Origin of the sequence: Wenjunlia vitaminophila DSM 41686, assembly GCF_000380165.1 — a bacterium.
Taxonomy (GTDB): Bacteria; Actinomycetota; Actinomycetes; order Streptomycetales; family Streptomycetaceae; genus Wenjunlia; species Wenjunlia vitaminophila.
In genome coordinates this window covers 1-20,679 of record NZ_KB904693.1, presented here as the reverse complement: position 1 = coordinate 20,679, position 20,679 = coordinate 1, and the positions used below count along the sequence as shown (strand labels likewise).

At 70.6% G+C, this 20,679-nt stretch carries 18 protein-coding genes and 3 tRNA genes; 3 read left to right on the top strand and 18 right to left on the bottom strand.

Going from position 1 to position 20,679, the window contains the following annotated elements:
* Window positions 1-117: 117 nt before the first annotated feature.
* From rpoB to A3IG_RS0120980, 9 genes are all read right to left on the bottom strand, one after another.
* Window positions 118-3,603, bottom strand: a complete 3,486-nt coding sequence (gene rpoB / locus A3IG_RS0121020) for a DNA-directed RNA polymerase subunit beta (RefSeq protein WP_018385568.1) — start codon at window positions 3,601-3,603, stop codon at window positions 118-120.
* Window positions 3,604-4,280: 677 nt separating this feature from the next.
* Window positions 4,281-4,667 (bottom strand): 50S ribosomal protein L7/L12, encoded by a 387-nt coding sequence (gene rplL / locus A3IG_RS0121015; RefSeq protein WP_018385567.1) that lies wholly within the window; start codon window positions 4,665-4,667, stop codon window positions 4,281-4,283.
* 128 nt (window positions 4,668-4,795) lie between these two features.
* Window positions 4,796-5,359: a 50S ribosomal protein L10 gene (gene rplJ, locus A3IG_RS0121010; protein ID WP_018385566.1), complete on the bottom strand. Its 564-nt coding sequence runs from the start codon at window positions 5,357-5,359 to the stop codon at window positions 4,796-4,798.
* Between the two features lie 415 nt (window positions 5,360-5,774).
* Window positions 5,775-6,686: a LolA-like protein gene (locus tag A3IG_RS0121005; RefSeq protein WP_026220499.1), complete on the bottom strand. Its 912-nt coding sequence runs from the start codon at window positions 6,684-6,686 to the stop codon at window positions 5,775-5,777.
* 186 nt (window positions 6,687-6,872) lie between these two features.
* Window positions 6,873-7,595, bottom strand: coding sequence for a 50S ribosomal protein L1 (gene rplA / locus A3IG_RS0121000; RefSeq protein WP_018385564.1), 723 nt, complete (start codon window positions 7,593-7,595; stop codon window positions 6,873-6,875).
* Window positions 7,596-7,689: 94 nt separating this feature from the next.
* The gene (rplK, locus tag A3IG_RS0120995; protein ID WP_018385563.1) at window positions 7,690-8,124 is read right to left on the bottom strand and encodes a 50S ribosomal protein L11; all 435 of its coding nucleotides are present in this window, start codon (window positions 8,122-8,124) and stop codon (window positions 7,690-7,692) included.
* A gap of 201 nt (window positions 8,125-8,325) precedes the next feature.
* The gene (gene nusG / locus A3IG_RS0120990; protein ID WP_018385562.1) at window positions 8,326-9,180 is read right to left on the bottom strand and encodes a transcription termination/antitermination protein NusG; all 855 of its coding nucleotides are present in this window, start codon (window positions 9,178-9,180) and stop codon (window positions 8,326-8,328) included.
* Between the two features lie 78 nt (window positions 9,181-9,258).
* On the bottom strand, window positions 9,259-9,540 hold the full coding sequence (gene secE / locus A3IG_RS0120985; RefSeq protein WP_026220498.1) for a preprotein translocase subunit SecE: 282 nt from the start codon (window positions 9,538-9,540) through the stop codon (window positions 9,259-9,261).
* A gap of 104 nt (window positions 9,541-9,644) precedes the next feature.
* Window positions 9,645-9,717, bottom strand: a tRNA-Trp gene (locus A3IG_RS0120980).
* Between the two features lie 189 nt (window positions 9,718-9,906).
* Between A3IG_RS0120980 and A3IG_RS0120975 the strand changes: the two genes are divergently transcribed.
* Together A3IG_RS0120975 and A3IG_RS0120970 are read left to right on the top strand one after the other, a co-directional pair.
* Complete coding sequence (locus A3IG_RS0120975; RefSeq protein ID WP_018385560.1) at window positions 9,907-11,145, top strand: pyridoxal phosphate-dependent aminotransferase; 1,239 nt, start codon at window positions 9,907-9,909, stop codon at window positions 11,143-11,145.
* A gap of 185 nt (window positions 11,146-11,330) precedes the next feature.
* Window positions 11,331-12,386, top strand: coding sequence for an adenosine deaminase (locus A3IG_RS0120970; RefSeq protein ID WP_018385559.1), 1,056 nt, complete (start codon window positions 11,331-11,333; stop codon window positions 12,384-12,386).
* Here A3IG_RS0120970 and A3IG_RS0120965 read toward each other — a convergent pair.
* The 8 genes from A3IG_RS0120965 to A3IG_RS0120930 form a co-directional block, all read right to left on the bottom strand.
* Window positions 12,364-13,419, bottom strand: coding sequence for a UDP-N-acetylmuramate dehydrogenase (locus A3IG_RS0120965; RefSeq protein ID WP_018385558.1), 1,056 nt, complete (start codon window positions 13,417-13,419; stop codon window positions 12,364-12,366). The genes A3IG_RS0120970 and A3IG_RS0120965 overlap by 23 nt on opposite strands.
* A gap of 74 nt (window positions 13,420-13,493) precedes the next feature.
* Window positions 13,494-14,963, bottom strand: coding sequence for a DHA2 family efflux MFS transporter permease subunit (locus A3IG_RS0120960; protein ID WP_018385557.1), 1,470 nt, complete (start codon window positions 14,961-14,963; stop codon window positions 13,494-13,496).
* Between the two features lie 189 nt (window positions 14,964-15,152).
* Complete coding sequence (locus tag A3IG_RS30700) at window positions 15,153-15,785, bottom strand: TetR/AcrR family transcriptional regulator (protein ID WP_236719061.1); 633 nt, start codon at window positions 15,783-15,785, stop codon at window positions 15,153-15,155.
* Between the two features lie 168 nt (window positions 15,786-15,953).
* Window positions 15,954-16,382, bottom strand: coding sequence for a MaoC family dehydratase (locus A3IG_RS0120950; RefSeq protein WP_026220497.1), 429 nt, complete (start codon window positions 16,380-16,382; stop codon window positions 15,954-15,956).
* Between the two features lie 2 nt (window positions 16,383-16,384).
* Entirely contained in the window at window positions 16,385-16,837 is a 453-nt protein-coding gene (locus tag A3IG_RS0120945) for a MaoC family dehydratase N-terminal domain-containing protein (protein ID WP_018385554.1), read from the bottom strand.
* A 188-nt stretch (window positions 16,838-17,025) separates the two neighbouring features.
* Complete coding sequence (gene rpmG, locus A3IG_RS0120940; protein ID WP_018385553.1) at window positions 17,026-17,190, bottom strand: 50S ribosomal protein L33; 165 nt, start codon at window positions 17,188-17,190, stop codon at window positions 17,026-17,028.
* Between the two features lie 87 nt (window positions 17,191-17,277).
* Window positions 17,278-17,350, bottom strand: a tRNA-Met gene (locus tag A3IG_RS0120935).
* 46 nt (window positions 17,351-17,396) lie between these two features.
* Window positions 17,397-17,469: transfer RNA gene (locus A3IG_RS0120930), tRNA-Thr, on the bottom strand.
* Between the two features lie 350 nt (window positions 17,470-17,819).
* Here A3IG_RS0120930 and A3IG_RS0120925 point away from each other — a divergent pair.
* On the top strand, window positions 17,820-19,133 hold the full coding sequence (locus A3IG_RS0120925) for an amidohydrolase family protein (RefSeq protein ID WP_018385552.1): 1,314 nt from the start codon (window positions 17,820-17,822) through the stop codon (window positions 19,131-19,133).
* Between the two features lie 55 nt (window positions 19,134-19,188).
* Here the strand turns inward: A3IG_RS0120925 and A3IG_RS0120920 are convergent, their stop codons facing one another.
* The gene (locus A3IG_RS0120920; protein WP_018385551.1) at window positions 19,189-20,391 is read right to left on the bottom strand and encodes a hypothetical protein; all 1,203 of its coding nucleotides are present in this window, start codon (window positions 20,389-20,391) and stop codon (window positions 19,189-19,191) included.
* Window positions 20,392-20,679: the final 288 nt, after the last annotated feature.

The following is a 20,679-nucleotide window of genomic DNA, read 5'->3' as shown; positions in this document are numbered from 1 at the left end:
ATCCCTCTTTCGGGGTTTGTCGCCGCTGCCTGGGCAATGTCCGGCAGTTGCTGAAGGCTTCACTGGTCCGAGGGGGCCTGCGGTGGCCGGCCGGGGGTGACCCGGCCGGCCAACCGGTCAGACCTCTTCGACGCTGCTCGGCTCGCGCCGGGACAGGTCGATGCCGAGTTCTTCCGCGGCGCGGAAGACGTCCTCATCGGTGTCGCGCATCTCGATCGACATGCCGTCGCTCGAGAGCACCTCCACGTTGAGGCAGAGTGACTGCATCTCCTTGATGAGCACCTTGAAGGATTCGGGGATTCCGGGCTCCGGGATGTTCTCACCCTTGACGATGGCCTCGTAGACCTTCACCCGGCCGAGAACGTCGTCGGACTTGATCGTCAGCAGCTCCTGGAGCGCGTAGGCGGCGCCGTACGCTTCCAGCGCCCACACCTCCATCTCACCGAAGCGCTGGCCACCGAACTGCGCCTTACCACCGAGCGGCTGCTGGGTGATCATCGAGTACGGACCCGTGGACCGGGCGTGCAGCTTGTCGTCGACCAGGTGGTGCAGCTTCAGGATGTGCATGTAGCCGACCGAGACCGGCTCGGGGAACGGCTCACCGGAGCGGCCGTCGAAGAGCCGGGCCTTGCCGGACGGCAGCACCAGCCGGTCACCGTCGCGGTTGGGGATGGTGGACTCGAACAGACCGGTGATCTCGTCCTCGCGGGCACCGTCGAACACCGGGGTGGCGACGTTGGTGCCGGGCGCCACCTCGTCGGCGCCGATCACCTTCAGCCGCCGCTTCCACTCGGCGTCCTCGCCCTCCACCTTCCAGCCGGCCTTGGCGAGCCAGCCGAGATGGATCTCCAGGACCTGCCCGGGGTTCATCCGGGAGGGGACACCCAGCGGGTTGAGGATGATGTCCACCGGGGTGCCGTCCTCGAGGAACGGCATGTCCTCCACCGGGAGGATCTTGGAGATGACGCCCTTGTTGCCGTGCCGACCGGCCAGCTTGTCACCGTCAGTGATCTTGCGCTTCTGGGCGACGTAGACCCGGACGAGCTGGTTGACGCCGGGCGGGAGCTCGTCGCCCTCCTCGCGGTCGAAGACCCGGACGCCGATGACCTTGCCGGTCTCACCGTGCGGGACCTTCAGCGAGGTGTCGCGGACCTCGCGGGCCTTCTCGCCGAAGATCGCGCGCAGCAGCCGCTCCTCCGGGGTCAGCTCGGTCTCGCCCTTGGGGGTGACCTTGCCCACGAGGATGTCGCCGGCGATCACCTCGGCGCCGATCCGGATGATGCCGCGCTCGTCGAGGTCGGCCAGGACCTCCTCGGAGACGTTCGGGATGTCCCGGGTGATCTCCTCCGGGCCGAGCTTGGTGTCCCGGGCGTCCACCTCGTGCTCCTCGATGTGGATCGAGGACAGGACGTCGTCCTGGACCAGGCGCTGGGAGAGGATGATGGCGTCCTCGTAGTTGTGGCCCTCCCAGGACATGAACGCCACCAGGAGGTTCTTGCCGAGCGCCATCTCGCCGTTCTGGGTGCAGGGGCCGTCCGCGAGCACCTGGCCGGCCACCACCCGGGAACCCTCGTCCACCAGGACCTTCTGGTTGAAGGAGGTGCCCTGGTTGGAGCGCTGGAACTTGGCCACCCGGTAGGTGGTGTAGGTGCCGTCGTCGTTGGCGACGGTGATGTAGTCCGCGGAGACCTCCTGGACCACGCCGTCCTTCTCGGCGGTGATCACGTCGCCGGCGTCCACCGCGCAGCGGTACTCCATGCCGGTGCCGACCAGCGGCGCCTCGGCCTTCAGCAGCGGCACGGCCTGCCGCATCATGTTGGAGCCCATCAGCGCGCGGTTGGCGTCGTCGTGCTCCAGGAACGGGATCATGGCGGTCGCCACCGACACCATCTGGCGCGGGGAGACGTCCATGTAGTCCACCTGGGTGCCCGGGACGTAGTCGATCTCACCGCCGCGGCGGCGGACCAGGACCCGGGACTCGGCGAAGGTGTTGTCGTCCGTCAGCGGCGCGTTGGCCTGGGCGATGACGTAGCGGTCCTCCTCGTCCGCGGTGAGGAACGCCACCTCCTCGGTGACCACGCCGTCCACGACCTTGCGGTAGGGGGTCTCGACGAAGCCGAACGCGTTGACCCGGCCGTACGACGCCAGCGAACCGATCAGACCGATGTTCGGACCTTCGGGGGTCTCGATCGGGCACATCCGGCCGTAGTGCGAGGGGTGCACGTCGCGGACCTCGAAGCCGGCCCGCTCACGGCTCAGACCACCGGGGCCAAGCGCCGACAGGCGGCGCTTGTGGGTCAGCCCGGAGAGCGGGTTGGTCTGGTCCATGAACTGCGAGAGCTGGCTGGTGCCGAAGAACTCCTTGATGGAGGCGACGACAGGCCGGATGTTGATCAGCGTCTGCGGCGTGATCGCCTCGACGTCCTGGGTGGTCATCCGCTCGCGGACGACCCGCTCCATCCGGGCCAGGCCGGTGCGGACCTGGTTCTGGATGAGCTCGCCGACGTTGCGCAGGCGGCGGTTGCCGAAGTGGTCGATGTCGTCGGTCTCGACGACGATCCGCTGCCCGTTCCGGCCCGTGGTCTCCGTCTCCCCGGCGTGCAGCTTGACCAGGTACTTGATGGTCGCGATGACGTCCTCGATGGTCAGCACGCCGGAGTCGAGGGGCTGGTCGGTGCCGAGCTTCTTGTTGACCTTGTACCGGCCGACCTTGGCCAGGTCGTACCGCTTGGGGTTGAAGTAGAGGTTCTCCAGCAGGGTCTGCGCGGCCTCGCGGGTCGGCGGCTCGCCCGGACGCAGCTTGCGGTAGATGTCCAGCAGCGCGTCGTCCTGGCCCTGGGTGTGGTCCTTCTCCAGGGTGGTGCGCATCGACTCGTACTCGCCGAACTCCTCCAGGATCTGGTCGGAGGTCCAGCCCAGGGCCTTGAGCAGCACGGTCACCGACTGCTTGCGCTTGCGGTCGATGCGGACACCGACGGTGTCCCGCTTGTCCACCTCGAGCTCCAGCCAGGCACCCCGGGAGGGGATGACCTTGGCGGAGAAGATGTCCTTGTCGGAGGTCTTGTCGATCTGCTTGTCGAAGTAGACACCCGGGGAACGGACGAGCTGGGAGACCACCACGCGCTCGGTGCCGTTGATGATGAAGGTGCCCTTGTTGGTCATCAGGGGGAAGTCCCCCATGAAGACCGTCTGGGACTTGATCTCACCGGTCTCGTTGTTGGTGAACTCGGCGGTGACGAAGAGCGGCGCGGCGTAGGTGAAGTCGCGCTCCTTGCACTCGTCGATCGAGTTCTTCGGAGGCTCGAAGCGGTGGTCGCGGAAGGTGAGCGACATCGACCCGGAGAAGTCCTCGATCGGGGAGATCTCTTCGAAGATCTCTTCGAGGCCGGACTTGGTGGGGACGTCGCGCCCACTCTCCAGGGCGGCCTCGACCCGCGCCTTCCACGCGGCGTTCCCGAGCAGCCAGTCGAAGCTCTCGGTCTGCAACGCGAGGAGGTTCGGTACCTCGAGGGGCTCCCGGATCTTTGCGAATGAGATGCGCAGCGGGGCGGTGCTGGCGCCGTTGTTCGTGATGGCAGTCGAGGCGTTGCGCGAGGCGGCCAAGAGGGGGTCCTTCCGAGGGCTCGGACTCACTACGCGCATACCGGTGGCCCATCCCCGAACACGGGGCATACGCCCTGATGAGAGGCGTTTCCGGTTCGTGGTCGGGCTAGGGCGAGCTCCTGGTGACGGGCCAGGGAGCAGCTAACAGGCAGCGCAAAGGGACAGTGTAGCCATTAGGCACACTGCTGTCCAGAGCCGCGATTCGGAGTCCGAATCTTCGCCCCCTCCTTGTCAGGCCCGGGCCTCGGAACCGGGCTTGCCCCAGGCAGGCTCAGGGTCTGCGCTTGTCGCAAGGCATTCCCACCTCGGCCGCGATCCATGCCTGCGGAGCCCGGCCAATGTGGCGACGCGTCCTGAGAATTGCGCGCTGCGTCCGGTTCGTCAAGGCCCCCCTGTCGCGGGACCCTTCCTGGTGATCTTCATCAGGCCTGGCCGAACCGATGGTGATCACCATACTCGCGGGGGCTGACAATGCGGTGGAGCCCCGCCTCCGCCGCGTCGCCGGGACCGGTGGCCCCGCCTCGCCAACTACCGAAAACCGTACACCAGTTCGGATACCGAGGACAGGCACGCCCCGCGGGTCGACGGGGGCGGACATGCCGGAGGGCGGCCACCCGGCAGTGGATGGCCGCCCCCGTGGGCCCCCGAGGGGGCCAGGTGTTGCTCGCGCCTTGGTGTTACTTGACCTCGACGCTGGCGCCGGCGCCCTCGAGGGCAGCCTTGGCCTTGTCGGCGGTCTCCTTGTTGACCTTCTCCAGCAGCGGCTTCGGAGCGCCGTCCACCAGGTCCTTGGCCTCCTTCAGGCCGAGGGAGGTCAGCGCGCGGACCTCCTTGATGACCTGGATCTTCTTCTCGCCGGCGGCGGTGAGGATGACGTCGAACTCGTCCTGCTCCTCCACCGGGGCGGCCTCGGCGCCACCGGGGCCGACCGGGGCGACGGCGGCGACGGGGGCGGCGGCCTTGACGTCGAAGGTCTCCTCGAACTCCTTCACGAAGGCCGAGAGCTCAAGGAGGGTCATCTCCTTGAAGATGTTGAGGAGCTCGGCGTTGTCGAGCTTCGCCATGGTGGCGGTCCTTCCTGATCTGTGGCTGGTGCCGGGGTGGATATCAGCGGGCGGGTGCCTCGCGGCACTGGGCGGGCCCGCGGTGGCAGAGGGTCGGGATGGTCACGCCCGGACGGGCGTGACCGGTGTCACCCGGCGTCCTCGGCCTCGGCGGAAGCCGGCGCACCGGCACCGCCCTGCTCTTCCCGCTTGGCGCGCAGCGCCTCCGCGGTACGAACGAACTGCGTGAGGGGAGCCTGGAAGGTCGCCGCGGCCTTGGCCATGGTCGCCTTCATGCCACCCGCCAGCTTGGCGAGCAGCACCTCACGGGACTCCAGGTCCGCGAGCTTGGTGATCTCCTCGGCGGACAGCGCCTTGCCGTCAAGGACACCGCCCTTGATCACCAGAGCGGGGTTCTCCTTGGCGAAGTCACGCAGGCCCTTCGCCGCCTCGACCGGGTCACCGGTCACGAAGGCGACGGCCGACGGACCCACGAGCAGGTCGTCGAACTGGTTGATCCCGGCCTGATTGGCCGCGATCTTGGTCAGCGTGTTCTTCACCACGGCGTACTGGGCGTTCTCACCGAGCGAACGGCGCAGCTGCTTGAGCTGGGCCACGGTGAGACCGCGGTACTCGGTCAGCATGGCGGCGTTCGAGCTGCGGAACCGATCCGTCAGCTCGGCGACCGCGGCAGCCTTGTCGGGCCTCGCCATCTGAGCCTCGGCCTCCTTCCGGGTGATGCGATCCTTGGCCGCCCCGCCGGGCGGCCGCCTTGGGCCGGACCGCCCACGTCGGGCGCACTCCGCCGCGCCGCAGGACCGGCACGGGACCTGGGCGTGCGCCCGGTCCCCCGGTCGGGGGCGAAGCGGGAAGGGGGGCCACGGAAAACGCCCCGGCGCAGGCGCACGGGGCGTGACTCGACCGTGACGGCTCGCACACGAGCCCACGGGAGGAGCGACCTCATTCACCTGCGCAGGCCGTCCGCGTCAGCGGCTCCTTCGGCCACCGCGCCCCTGTACCCCTGGATGGGGACGAGTGCACGGCAACGACCAGCGGTCTTTGGCTTCAGGACGCAACGCTACGCGAACGGCCGGGGCGCAGGCAAATCGGGTCGGGACCGGAGGGGCCTCAGCCCGTCTGCTGCTGCATCAGGTCCCGGAAGTCGGCGGTCTCCGACGCCGGGGGGATCTCCACGTCCACGTCCACCCCGTACTCGGAGTAGTTGGCGGTGAAGAGCATCTTGCCCTGCGCGGTGTCCGCCTTCTCGACCTTCTTGACCATGAGGTCCTCGTCGTTGATCCACACGTCGATGGTCTCGGTGGTGACGCCGTTCTGCTCGAGCTCCTTGCGGAACTGCTCCAGCTCCTCGGCGCTGACGTTCTCCGAGGCCTGCTCGGTGAAGTCGGCCACGTCGATGGTGCCCGAGTAGTGGGTGGTCTCCTCGCCGCCGATCTGCTCGGTGCCGACCTTCTTCACGTCGGGGGAGGCCAGGAGCAGCTTCACGGACTTGGTGGGGCTCTGGCTCTGGAGCTGGTCCTGCATCACCGCGCCGGAGGCACCGTTCATCTCGGCAAGGTTGGCGTAGTCGTACTTGATCCAGCTCTTGCCGCCGATCTGGTTGGCGACCGTGGGCCCCATGTTGAGGTACATGGCTCCCCGCGTATAGCGAGCGAGCATCTTGCCGTCGGTGCCCACGCCGGCGGCGGTGCCGCCCTGCTGCTCGATGGTCAGGTTGCCGAGCAGGCCGTCGGCCCAGTCGATGGCCCCGTCCATGGTCATCTTCTGGGTTCCCATCTCCATGGAACCGCTGACCTTGGCGGACTCCTTGTCCTCGGTGGCGGCCTCGACGCGCTGGAGCGCGGCTATGGACATGGTGGTCGCGGACTTACCCGAGGGCGCCTCGCTCCCGGTGGTCTGCTCGGTCTTCTGGAACGGGTTCTGCCCCTTGCCGTCACTGTCCGATCCGCAGGCAGCGAGCCCGGTGAGAGCGGCGGCTGCGGCAAGGGCTGCGCAGGCCCGACGGACGTCTTTCCGATGCATGGTGTGTCCCCCTCACGGCATGGGATATGAAATGTAACCCATCTGTGTGACCTGGAGGCGGCGACTCCACTCTCGTTACGGACGCGGGAACGGTCTGTGACCAGATCAGGACCTGGTCGGCCGGAAAACACGGACGGGCCCCGCCCCCGAGGGGGCGGGGCCCGTCCCGCGTCGGACGGACGGTGCTCAGACCGCCGCCGCGTCCTCCTCGACCAGGAGGTTGCGGGTGCGGTTCGGGTCGACCGGGATGCCGGGGCCCATGGTGGTGCTGATCGACGTCTTCTTGATGTACCGGCCCTTGGCGGCGGACGGCTTCAGCCGCAGGATCTCCTCGAGCGCCGCCGCGTAGTTCTCCACGAGCTGCTGCTCGGCGAAGGACGCCTTGCCGATGATGAAGTGCAGGTTGGCGTGCTTGTCCACACGGAACTCGATCTTGCCACCCTTGATCTCGGTCACCGCCTTGGCGACGTCCGGGGTCACCGTGCCGGTCTTCGGGTTCGGCATCAGACCGCGGGGGCCGAGCACCCGGCCGAGCCGGCCGACCTTGCCCATGAGGTCAGGGGTGGCGACCACCGCGTCGAAGTCGAGGCGGCCCTTGGAGACCTCGTCGATCAGTTCGTCGGAGCCGACGATGTCGGCTCCAGCGGCCTCCGCTGCCGCGGCACGGTCACCGGTCGCGAAGACCAGGACCCGGGCGGTCTTGCCGGTGCCGTGCGGGAGGTTCACGGTGCCGCGGACCATCTGGTCGGCCTTGCGCGGGTCAACGCCCAGCCGCATGGCGACCTCGACGGTCGAGTCGAACTTGGTGGTGGCGGTGGTCTTCGCGAGACGGACGGCCTCCAGCGGGGCGTAGAGACGCTCCCGGTCGACCTTGGCGTCCGCAGCGCGGAGGGTCTTGCTGCGCTTCACTGCTGCTCCTGAGTGTCGTTCGGAGTCGTGGTGGGGACCAGCGCCTGGTCCTTCCACGGGGACTGCCGGCGGGCCCGTGGGCCGCGGGGAAGGGTCAGCCCTCGACCGTGATGCCCATGGAACGGGCGGTGCCGGCGATGATCTTCTCGGCGGCGTCGAGGTCGTTGGCGTTCAGGTCGGGCATCTTGGTGGTGGCGATGTCCCGCACCTGGTCCCGGGTGATCCTGGCGACCTTGGTCTTGTGCGGCTCGCCGGAGCCCTTGTCCACACCCGCGGCCTTGAGGATCAGCTTGGCCGCCGGCGGAGTCTTGGTGACGAAGGTGAAGGACCGGTCCTCGTAGACCGTGATCTCCACCGGGACGACCATGCCGCGCTGCGACTCGGTCGCGGCGTTGTACGCCTTGCAGAACTCCATGATGTTGACGCCGTGCTGGCCCAGCGCGGGGCCCACCGGCGGCGCCGGGTTGGCCGCGCCGGCCTGGATCTGGAGCTTGATCAGCCCCGTGACCTTCTTCTTCTTGGGAGGCATGCTCTCTCCGGGTCCTTGAGTGAGAGGTGTTCGCCCCGGTCCGGCTCCGGCCGGACGTCAGGCATACCGCACCACGATAACGGGTGTCGCGGCACGGCTGGAAACCGAGCGGGCCGGGCCGGGGTTGACCCCCGGGCCGGCCCGGACGGACGTCGTCGGTCGAACCGGCCGGCCGGGCGGGCCCGGACGGCCGGAACGGCGCTAGTTCTTCTGGATCTGGTCGAAGGACAGCTCGACCGGGGTCTCCCGGCCGAAGATCTCCACCAGGCCCTTGACCTTCTTGGAGTCGGCGTTGATCTCGTTGATCGTCGCCTGGAGGGTGGCGAAGGGACCGTCGGTGACGGTGACGGAGTCGCCGACCTCGAAGTCCAGCACCTGGACCTCGACCTTGCGGCTGGGGACCGCGGCCCCGCCCTCGGCCGCCGCGGCGGCGGCCCGCTCCTCCACCTCGGGGGCGAGCATCTTGACGACCTCGTCCAGGGTGAGCGGGAAGGGGTCGTACGCGTTGCCGACGAAGCCGGTGACCCCCGGGGTGTTGCGGACGACGCCCCAGGACTCGTTGGTCAGGTCCATCCGGACCAGCACGTACCCGGGGAGCTTGTTCTGCCGGATGGTCTTGCGGTCGCCGTTCTTGATCTGGACGACCTCCTCCTGCGGCACCTCGGCCTGGAAGATGTACTCCTCCATGTTCAGCGAGACGGCGCGGGTCTCCAGGTTCGACTTCACCCGGTTCTCGTAGCCGGCGTACGTGTGGATCACGTACCACTCGCCGGGCAGGCTCTGGAGGGACCTGCGGAACTCGGCGACCGGGTCGGGCTCGGCGGCCGGCTCGGCAACCGGCTCCTCGGCCTCCTCCGCGGCGGTCTCCTCCGCGGCGGTCTCCCCGGCGTCGGCCCCCCCGGCGGCCTCCGGCTCCGTGGACTCCTCGGCCACGTCCTCACCCAGCTCCACGGAGTCGGGGGACGCGGCCTGCTGCGCGGCTTCGTCGGCCGTCGTCGCCTCCTCGCCCGGGGCGGGCTCGGTGGCTTCGTACAGGTTCGGGTCCGGGTCAGACACGTTGGCTTCTTCCTGAAATCAAGGGGGTGGAACCAGTGCGGTCAGGCGGCCCCGGGGCCCGCTCTTCCGCGGGGGGGATCAGCCGAAGACCCACTCGACGAGCTTGGCGAAGCCCAGGTCCAACACGGAGACGAAGGCGATGATGACGACGACGAAGACGATGACGACCGTCGTGTACGTCACCAGGTCGTTGCGCTTGGGCCAGACGACCTTGCGCAGCTCGGCGATGATCTGGCGGTAGAAGGTCCCCATGCGCCCGAGGGGGCCCTTCTTCTTACGCTTGCCCCGTCGCGACGGGCTGGTCTGGTCCTCGGGACGACCACGCTCAGGCGTCGCGGTGGAGCCCAGGGCTTCCGTCACTCATCCTCACCTGATCCGGTCATGCCCCGTCGCGAGCCTTCCCGGCCGCACGGCGAGTGCTTCTCAACATAGGGTCGCACGCACCGTGATGGAGATGCGTGTAGCAGGGCAAGAGGGACTCGAACCCCCAACCGCTGGTTTTGGAGACCAGTGCTCTACCAATTGAGCTATTGCCCTTTGCTGCAGTCCCCTCAACCTACCGCATGACACCACGGTGAGGCGTTCGCCGAGGCGTGCCTCATGAGGTGGAGGGCCACCGACCCAAGAGTGTACGTGGTCAAGTGCCCTCCGGTCGAACAGGAACCGGTGCGGGGCCGTGGCAGATCTCCCGTGCCCGCCCCCGGCGGCGTCTGCGACGATGCAGACATGACCGCAGCTACCTCCCCAGCACAGTCCCCCGCCGAACGCCGGGTCTCGGCCCGGGTCGGCGCGATCTCCGAGTCCGCGACCCTGGCCGTCGACGCCAAGGCGAAGGCGTTGAAGGCGGCCGGCCGACCGGTCATCGGCTTCGGGGCCGGCGAACCCGACTTCCCCACGCCCGAGTACATCGTGGACGCCGCGGCCGAGGCCTGCCGCGACCCGCGGTACCACCGGTACACCCCGGCCGGGGGGCTGCCCGAGCTGAGGTCCGCCATCGCCGCCAAGACGCTCCGTGACTCCGGCCTGGCCGTGGACGCCAGCCAGGTGCTGGTCACCAACGGCGGCAAGCAGGCCATCTACGAGGCGTTCGCCACGATCCTCGACCCGGGCGACGAGGTGCTGGTGCCCGCCCCGTACTGGACCACCTACCCCGAGGCGGTCCGGCTGGCGGGTGGGGTGCCGGTGGACGTGGTGGCGGACGAGACCACCGGCTACCGGGTCTCGCTCGAGCAACTCGAGGCGGCCCGCACCGAGCGCACCAAGGTGCTCCTCTTCGTCTCCCCGTCCAACCCGACCGGCGCGGTCTACCCGCCCGAGCGGGTCGCCGAGATCGGTCGCTGGGCCGTCGAAAACGGCCTGTGGGTGCTCACCGACGAGATCTACGAGCACCTCGTCTACGGGGACGCGGCGTTCTCCTCGCTGCCGGTGCTCGTGCCCGAACTGGCCGACCGGTGCGTCGTGGTCAACGGCGTGGCCAAGACCTACGCGATGACCGGCTGGCGGGTCGGCTGGATGATCGGCCCCAAGGACGTGACCAAGGCGGCGACGAACCTCCAGTCCCACGCCACGTCCAACGTCAGCAACGTGGCGCAGGTGGCGGCGCTCGCCGCGGTCTCCGGCGACCTCTCCGCGGTCCACGGGATGCGCACCGCCTTCGACCGGCGGCGGCGCACCATCGTCCGGATGCTCAACGAGATCGAGGGGGTCACCTGCCCGGTTCCCGAGGGCGCGTTCTACGCCTACCCCTCGGTCAAGGCACTGCTCGGCCGCGAGATCCGCGGCCGGCGGCCGGCCACCTCGGTGGAGCTCGCCGAGCTGATCCTCGAGGAGGTCGAGGTCGCGGTGGTGCCGGGTGAGGCGTTCGGGACCCAGGGGTACCTGCGGCTGTCCTACGCGCTGGGCGACGACGACCTGGTCGAGGGCGTCTCCCGGCTCCAGAAGCTGCTGGGCGAGGCGAAGGCCTGACGGCCGGTGCCCGGTGACGGGTCCGTGTCCGGCACCGTCGGGCACGGACCCGTCGTCGTCGGGGCGTGTGCTCCCGAGCTGCGCGGCGGGCAGAGGCGTGGCGGGCAGCGGACGGCCGGCCCCGGGCCCCGTCTCGTTCGTGGATCTGCTACCTGCGCGTCCTGACAGTGCGGCACCATCTCAGGATGGAAGAACGCCCACGTGACGTACGCCTGCTGCCCAAGGCCCACCTGCACCTGCACTTCACCGGGTCCATGCGCCCGGCCACCCTGCTGGAGCTGGCCGACCGGTACGGGGTACACCTGCCCGACGCCCTGGGGTCGGGCGAGCCACCGAAGCTGCGGGCCACCGACGAGCGTGGTTGGTTCCGGTTCCAACGGCTGTACGACATCGCCCGGTCGGTGCTGCGCACCCCCGACGACATCCGGCGCCTGGTGAGTGAGGCGGCGCAGGAGGAGGCCGCCGACGGTTCGGGGTGGCTGGAGATCCAGGTGGACCCGACCTCGTACGCGCCCCGGCTCGGCGGGCTCATCCCGGCGCTCGAGGTGATCCTCGACGCGGTGCGGTCCGCCTCCCGGGACACCGGGGTGGGGATGGCGGTGGTGGTGGCGGCCAACCGGACCCGGCACCCGCTGGACGCCAGGACCCTGGCCCGCCTCGCGGTGCGGTACCGGGACCAGGGCGTGATCGGATTCGGGCTGTCCAACGACGAACGGCGCGGGCTGGCCCGGGACTTCGACCGTGCCTTCTCCATCGCCCGCAGGGGCGGCCTGCTCGCGGCGCCGCACGGCGGGGAGCTGTCCGGCCCGGGCAGCGTCCGGGACTGCCTGGACGACCTGCACGCCACCCGGATCGGGCACGGGGTGCGCGCGGCGGAGGACCCCCGGCTGCTGCGGCGACTGGCCGAGCGCGAGGTGACCTGCGAGGTCTGCCCGTCGTCCAACGTGGCCCTGGGCGTGTACGACAAGCCGGAGCTGGTGCCGCTGCGCGCCCTGTACGACGCCGGGGTGCCGATAGCGCTCGGTGCGGACGACCCGCTGCTGTTCGGTTCCCGGCTGGCGGCGCAGTACGAGCTGGCGCGGGTCAGTCACGGCTTCACCGACGCGGAGCTCGCCGAGTTGGCCCGGCAGTCGGTGCGGGCGTCCACGGCCCCGCCGCAGGTGCGGGACACCCTGCTGGCCGGGATCGACGACTGGCTGGCGGGCGGTGCCGCCGCGGTCAGAGACCCACGCCGACCATGACCGGCTCGTTGACCAGTTCCACCCCGAACGCCTCGCGCACCCCGTCCCGGACCTGGCGGGCCAGGGCGAGCAGGTCCTCGGTCTTGGCGGTTCCGCGGTTGGTCAGCGCCAGGGTGTGCTTGGTGGAGATCCGGGCCGGCCCGGTGCCGTAGCCCTTGGTGAAGCCGGCCCGGTCGATCAGCCAGGCGGCCGAGGTCTTGATGTGGCCCTCCCCCGCCGGGTAGGCGGGTGGCACGGCGTCCGGGCCGAGCCGGTCCCGCACCCGGGCCAGGAACGCGGCGTACTGGGTGTTGTCCAGTATCGGGTTGGTGAAGAACGAGCCCGCGGACCAGGTGTCGTGGTCGTCGGGGTCCAGCACCATCCCCTTGCCGGCGCGCAGCCGCAGCACGGTGTCCCGCGCGGTGGCCACCGGCACCCGGTCCCCCTGCTCCACCCCGAGGGCGCGGGCCACCTCCGCGTACCGCACCGGCGCGGACATCCCGCCGGCGTCGGCGAGCCGGAACCGGACCCTGAGCACCACGTACCTACCGGGGTTCCCCTTGAACCTGCTGTGCCGGTAGGAGAAGGCGCAGTCGGCGTTGCCCAGCACCACCGTCCGCCGGTCGTCGCGGTCGTAGGCGGTGACCTCGGTGACGGTGGCGGAGACCTCCTGGCCGTAGGCACCGACGTTCTGGATCGGCGTGGCGCCGGCCGAGCCGGGGATGCCGGCCAGGCACTCGACACCGGCGAGCCCGGCGGCGACGCAGCGGTCCACCGCGTCGCTCCACACCTCGCCGGCGGCGAGCGTCAGCTCGGTGCCGTCCAGTTCGAAACCGGTGGTGGCGAGTCTCAGCACGGTGCCGTCGAAGCCCTGGTCGCCGATGAGCAGGTTGCTGCCGCCGCCGACGACGAGCAGCGGCTCACCGGCCCGGTCGGCGGCGCGCACGGTGTCGATCGCCTCCGCCTCCGTGGTGGCGACGACGAGCCGGCGGGCGGGCCCGCCGAGCCGCAGCGTGGTGAGGGGGGCCAGGGGGGCGTCGTGGAGTTCCTGCACGGGACCAGGGTATGTGGGGGCCGGAGCGGGGCCCGCCCGGGACGGACCCTCGGCACCGACCGGGCGGGCGACGGCTACCGGGTGGTGACGGGATGCCGGGCCGGCCGTCCGCCCGTGTGGGGCCGTCCGTCCTTGGGCCCGGGGCCCTGCGCGGACCGACGGCCGGGGACCAGCAGGGCGGCGAGCGCGGCCAGCGTCACCATCGCGGCGCCCACCCACAGGGCCGGGGTGAGGCCGTCCACGAACGCCTGTCCGGACTCGTAGCCGCCCCGGGCGGAGAAGATCGACGCCAGTACCGCCACGCCGAGGGCACCGCCGACCTCCCGCATCGCGTTGTTGGCGCCGGAGGCGATGCCCTGTTCCTCCGGCCGCACGCTGCCCATCACCACCGACGCGACGGGGGCGAAGAACAGCCCCATCCCGAGCCCGCTGACCACCAGGGCGGGGAGCTGCGCCGGGTACGAGACGTCGGGGGCGAGCACCACCGCGTACAGCCCCAGGCCCACGGCCTGGAGGAACAGTCCGGCGGCGACCAGCGGTTTGGCGCCGATCCGGTCGGACAGCACGCCGGCTATGGGCGCGGCGACCATCGGCATCGCGGTCCACGGCAGCATCCGCACGCCGGCCTCGGTGGGCGAGTAGCCCGAGACGTTCTGGAGGAACTGGCTGAGCAGGAAGATCGACCCGAACATGCCCAGGAACATCAGCAGGCTGGCGGCGTTGACGGCGCTGAAGGCGCGGCTGCGGAACAGGCGCATGGGGAGCATGGGCGCGGCTGCCCGCTGCTCCCAGGCGACGAACGCGGGCAGGAGCACCGCGCCGACCGCGAGGCCGGTCAGCACCTGGGGGCTGGTCCAGCCGTCCGCGTTCCCCCTGACCAGCGCGAAGACCAGGCCGAACAGGGCGGTGCTGGCCAACAGGGTGCCTGGGATGTCCAGCCGGCCGTGGGGCCCGCGGCTCTCGTCCAGGCGGAACCGGGCCAGCGGCAGCAGGAGCAGGCCCAGCGGAACGTTGAGCCAGAAGATCCACTGCCAGGACAGGTGCTCGGTGAGGGCTCCTCCGATGAGGGGTCCCATGGCGACGGCGAGGCCGTTGACGGCCCCCGAGATGCCGTAGGCGGTGCCCCGGCGCTCGGGCGGGACCGCGGTGGTGAGCAGGGTCAGGGTGAGCGGCATCAGGATCGCCGCGCCGAGGCCCTGGACGGCCCGGGCGGCGATCAGTCCGGTGACTCCCGAGGAGAGCGCGGCGGCGGCGGAGGCGCCGGTGAAGATGCTGATCCCGATGAGGAAGAGCCGGCGGCGGCCGAAGCGGTCACCGAGCGCGGCGCCGAGCATCATCAGCACCGCGAAGGTGAGGGTGTAGGCGCTGACCGTCCACTCCAGGTCCTCGATGGCACCGCCGAGGTCGTTCCTGATGGAGGGCAGGGCGGTGGTGACCACCAGGTTGTCCAGGGAGGCCATGAAGCCGGCGAGAGCGGTGACCACCAGCGCCCAGACGGCGGTGCGGAGGTTGGCGGTGGGCGGCGGGTCCGCGGTGTGGGACACGGGGGCTCCTCGGTGTGGTCGTCGGTGCGGGTGGGCCGCGCGGGGGCTGGTTGCTCTCACGGAACCCCCGCGGGCTGGTGGGCCGGTGACCGACGGGATAGTTATTGATCACTAAGTTCTTGGGGCGCACGGGGGTGATCCGGTGCGGCGCGGGGCGCGGTCGCCGGCGCCACGGGCCGGCGGGGGGCTTCAGGAGGGGGCGGGGCCCGCGGGGGCCGCGGGTTCCGGATGGGCGTCGGGCTCGTCGGGCTCGTCGGACGCGGAGGACGCCGCCACCCGGCAGGCCCCGTCGAGACCCGCCCAGGCCCGGTGCCGCCCGGGGAGGTCGAGGCACAGCAGCGCGTTGATCAACAAGCCGATCGCGAAGAAGTCGCGCATCTCCGCGTCGTCGGCGCCGGTACGGCTGCGCACGAGGTCCCACAGCTCCACCCAGCGCCGCCGGACGAACGCGCCGAGCTCGGGGTCCTCCGCGGAGGCCGCGACCGAGTAGAGCTGCATCTGCATCATCAGCAGGTCCCGGTCCACGATGAGACGCGGGTAGGCCTCCTTCATCGCGTCCATGGCCTCGGCCCCGCTCAGCCCCTCGGCGGCCTGCGCGAAGGTCTGGGCGAGCCGGTCGAGACACCGCTCGGCGGCGGCCTTGAACAGCGCGAGCTTCCCGGGGAAGAGCCGGAACAGGTAGGGCTGGGACACCCCCACCCGCCGGGCGATGGCCTCGGTCGACGTCCCGTAGTAGCCGCGGCGGCCGAACTCGGCGACAGCGGCGACGACGACGCTCTCCCGACGTTCCCCGGCCGACATCCGCGTTCGCCTCTGCTCCATGGAGAGGAATTTAGTTAGTAATAACTATCTAGTCAACTCGCCGGGCCCCCGCGCGGCAGGTGGCGGGGGCGGGACCAGGGGCGCGTCGGCGGGCTCACCGCCAGGAGCGCTGGGCGGGGCCCCGTCAACCCCGGCGGGGGCCGAGGGGAACGGGGCCCGACCGGGGCGTCAGGAGAGCTGGACCACGGCCCGGGCCATGCCCAGGACCCGCACGCCCGCGCTCACCACCGTCAGGTCCACCCGCACCCTGCGGTCATCCAGCTTCTGTGCGACCTTGGCGGAGACCTCGACGGTCGCGCCCTTGTCGTCGTCGGGCACCACCACCGGCTTGGTGAAGCGCACCCCGTACTCGACCACCGCCCCCGGGTCTCCGGTCCAGTCGGTGACCACCCGGACCGCCTCGGCCATGGTGAACATGCCGTGCGCGATCACGTCGGGCAGCCCGACCTCCTTGGCGACCCGCTCGTTCCAGTGGATCGGGTTGAAGTCGCCGGAGGCGCCGGCGTACCTGACCAGTGCGGCCCGGGTCACCGGGAACTGCTGCCCGGGCAGCTCGGTGCCGACCTCGACCTCGTCGTAGCTGATCCGCGCCGCCACCGTCACTCCCCCTCCGGTGCCCTGGCCACGAGCACGGTGTGCCCGGTGACCACGTGTTGGCCGTCCTCGTCGTACACCTCGCCGCGCACCGCGAGCACCTCGTTCCCGGCCAGCGACTTGATCGAGTCGATGTGCGAGGTCACCGTCAGCCGGTCCCCCGCGCGCAGCGGACGGGAGTACACGAACTTCTGGTCGCCGTGCACCACCCGGCTGTAGTCCAGGCCCAGCTCCGGGTCGTTGACCACCTGGTCGGCCGCCTGGTACGTGAGGATGAACGCGAACGTCGGCGGGGCGATCACCTCCGGGTACCCCTGTGCCCTGGCCGCCTCGACATCGGTGTACACGGGGTTGGTGTCGCCCACGGCCTCGGCGAACTCGCGGATCTTCTCCCGCCCCACCTCGTACGGCCTGGTGGGCGGGTAGCTCCGCCCGACGAAGGACTGGTCCAGCGGCATCGGCAGCTCCTCACGGTGCAACGGTGGGTGCCCACGGGGGCCGGGCGGCGGCGACGTGTCCCACATGCCACCGCCAACGCCACGAGGCCGCCCCCGCGAGCGGGGACAGCCTCAAAGCTTGCCGGGTGGACCCGGCCGGGCGACACCCGGGGGACGGCTCCAGGAGCGGACGCCGCGCCCGACCGAGGTCAGCGGGTCTCGCGGTGCGCCGTGTGGGCCTTGCAGCGCGGGCAGTGCTTCTTGAGCTCGAGCCGGTCGGGGTTGTTCCGACGGTTCTTCTTGGTGATGTAGTTGCGCTCCTTGCACTCCACGCAAGCCAGCGTGATCTTGGGGCGAACGTCGGTGGCAGCCACTGGAGTGCCTTCCTAGAGCGAAAAAGACCAGGTACGCAGACGAGAGTAGCCGACCGGGGTACCAACCCCACAATCGGCTACGCGGGGTAGCGGTGACCGGACTTGAACCGGTGACACAGCGATTATGAGCCGCTTGCTCTACCGACTGAGCTACACCGCCACGATGGACATGCGCCCCGCCTTTCGACGAGGCACCGTCGCATCCGAGCCCCAATACGGAATCGAACCGTAGACCTTCTCCTTACCATGGAGACGCTCTGCCGACTGAGCTATTGGGGCGAGCGAGGAAGACATTACACCGTTCGTCGCCGAAGGTGAAATCCGTATCCGGACGGGCGATCCACTGGCGCCACCAGCCAGTTGCCCCGTTCCGCGGGCGCCCCGACCGGCCCACCGACCACCGCCGTCCCCGCCCCGCCGGCCCGGCGATCCGGGGGCGGCCGCCCCGGTCCGGAGGCGTCCCCGGCACTCACCGGAATCCGACCGCACCAGTACGACTATTTCCCTCCTCCCGGCTGCGCGCGGCCCGTCGTCCTAGGCTCGAACCACGTGATCATGTACGGCCCGAGCCGACCGACCAGCACGCCTTCGAAACCCGTCCCACAACCAGTCGAGCAGGAGATAGCGCCATGCCCGGCAGCAAGCGTTCCCGCGGGTCCTCCGGCCCCGCCGGTCAGGAACCGACCGCTGACGGCCAGCCCGAGGCCGAGACGCTGCTGCTGTCGGGGGTGCGGCTGCCCGACGGCCGCACCGTCGACGTGCGGCTCAGCGACGGACGCATCGAGGCGGTGGGCACCCCGGGAAGCCTGGCCGCGCCCCGGAACGGGTCCGGCGAGGGCGACCAGCGTCCCGGTCTCGACCTGTCCGGGTACCTGCTGCTGCCCGCCCCCGCCGAGCCGCACGCGCACCTGGACACCGCGCTGACCGCGGAGAGCCTCGGCGGGCCCCCGCCGGACGGCCCCGAGGACGTGCAGCGGCGGGTGACCGAGGCGGCGCTGCTCCAGCTCGGTCACGGCACCACCGCGGTGCGCACCCACGTCCGCATCGGCGACGTCCAGGGGTTGCGCACACTGCAGGCGGTGCTCCGGGCCCGGCGGGCGCTGCGCGGCCTGGTGGACATCTCGGCGGTCGCGGTGCCCCGGGTGCTCACCGGGGTGGCCGGCGCGGACAGCCTGGCGATGCTGCGGGACGCGCTGAAGATGGGCGCGTCCGTGGTCGGGGGCTGCCCGGACCTCGACCCCGACCCGGCCGGGTACGTGGAGGCGGTGCTCCGGCTGGCCGCGGAGTTCGGCTGCGCGGTGGACCTGCACAGCGAGGCGGCCGACCCGGCGCGTCTCGGGCGGCTGGCGGCGATGGCCGGCGGGCTGCGGCCCAGCGTGACCATCGGACCGTGCGAGGGCCTGGCACGACTGCCGCAGGACGCCGTGGCCAGGGCCGCGGCGCAGCTCGCCGCGGCGGGGGTGGCGGTGGTGTGTCTGCCGCAGGGCGGGTGCGGAACGCTGGCGGGGGGCCGCGCCGGCTGGGTCGCCCCGGTCCGGGCGCTGCGGGCGGCCGGGGTGCGGGTGGCCGCGGGCGGCGGGGCGCTGCGGGACCAGGCGAACCCGGTGGGCCGGGCGGACCCGTTGGAGTCGGCGTACCTGCTGGCGTCCTGGGGGGCGACCGACGCCGCGGACGCCTACGAGGCGGTCAGTGGCCGGGCGCGGGCGGTGATGGGACTCCCCGAGGTGCGGCTCGAGGCCGGGTTCCCGGCCGAGCTGCTCGCGGTCCGCGGGGACTGCGTCGCCGGGGTGCTCTCGGTGGGCTACAGCCGGGTGGTGGTGCACCGCGGGCGGGTGGTCAGCCGCACCAGCGCGGTGCGCGAGTACACCGACACGACCGCCCTCGACCTGCCCCGTCAGGTGCGCACCGGAAAGGACAGGGGCCCGGACCGGCCGACGGAGTGATCCTCCGCCGGTCGGACCGGGCCCGCGCCGTCCTGGTGAGGCGTGGGGGGTGCGCTCAGGCGCTCTCGAGCAGGGACAGACCCGGGTACGCGCTGGACATCGCGGACGTCCAGGTGGCGTCGAACGGGTTGCCCGCGTCCTGGCTCGCGTCACCGAACGGGTTGTCGTCGGCCGGGTCGCCACCGAACGGGTTGTCGTCCTCGAACGTGCCGCCGTCGTCGTAGTTGCTGCCGGCCGCGCCGTTCATCAGGCTCTCGAGGTCCGCAGACGTGATCTTGACGGCGTCCTTGGGCGCCCAGACCATGCCGCCCTTGTCGAACGACAGGGACAGCGGGAGCTTGCCCGCGCTCCTGAGCTCGTCGTCGAACTGGGCCATGTCGACGGTGAGCTTCTTCAGGTCCTTGCCCTTGAGGAACATGTCCATCGCGACCCGACGGTTGGGAACGTCCTGGATGTCGGAGGAGCTGGGCAGCTCGGCGCCGGGGATCTCGCTCTCCAGCGGCTTCAGCTTGTCCACCAGGCCGTTGAGCAGGGTCCGGGCGGGAGCGCTGACCCGGAGGTGCTCGGTGCCGTCCTTCTTGCCCTTCTCCTCGATCGTCACGCCCTGACCGAGGGCCTGCTTGACGGCGCCGAAGATCTTGTCCTTGGCCGAGTCGCTCAGGCTGGGCGCGGACTCGGAGTCCCAACCGGTGTCCTCGCCGGTGTAGTCCTCCACGATCTTGCTGCTCTTCTCGAGTTCCGACTGTTCCATGGCGACCCAGCCGCCGTCGAGGAACCGCTCGGCGAACTCCGACCCCGGGGGCAGCTCACTCTTGATCGTCTCCACCGGGGGCATCTCCTCGCCGGAGATCGCGGCGATCTCCTCGAGGTCAGCGCGGACGTAGGCGGTCTCCTCGACCACGCGCAGCTCGAACAGGTTGGTGTTGCCCTTGGCGAACACCAGCTCGGCGGCGACCAGGTCGGACTCCTTGGCGTCCTTCAGCGGCTTGTCGGCCTTCACCGACAACTTGATCGTGCTGTTGGCCAACACGTCAGCCGCTTCCGGGGGCATGGGATCGGAGGAGTCAGTGACCATGGCCATCAACTGGTCGGGCGTGGACTCCAGGTCCACCGTCACCGACAGGGACTCCCCTTCCACCAGCCGGTCCATGGCCCGGGAGACCTTCTGGCCGGCGCTCAGGTTCTCCACGGTGCCACAGGCCACGACACCCACGGTGAGGGCCGCGGCACAGCCGACAGCGGTCACGGTCCTACGCATCACGACAACACCCTTCAGAAATGAGCGACGTGGGGCGGTCCCCCCGACGGTCTTACGACTACGACCGGTGGACCCCACCGACGGTTGCACCTGGACCCGATCCGGAACCGATTTTGCACAAATCGTTATCGCCGGTGAACGAACCGCGGTGGTCGAGCGCACCGGTCGCGGCCGGGCCGGTGGAGTGGTCCGTCGATTTGAATCCTCCCCTCCCTGAAGGGAGGGGATTCCTGGCTCAGGCTGCCTCCGGGAGCAGCGCTCCCGGGGGTCTTGCGCCCTCAGCGCCAG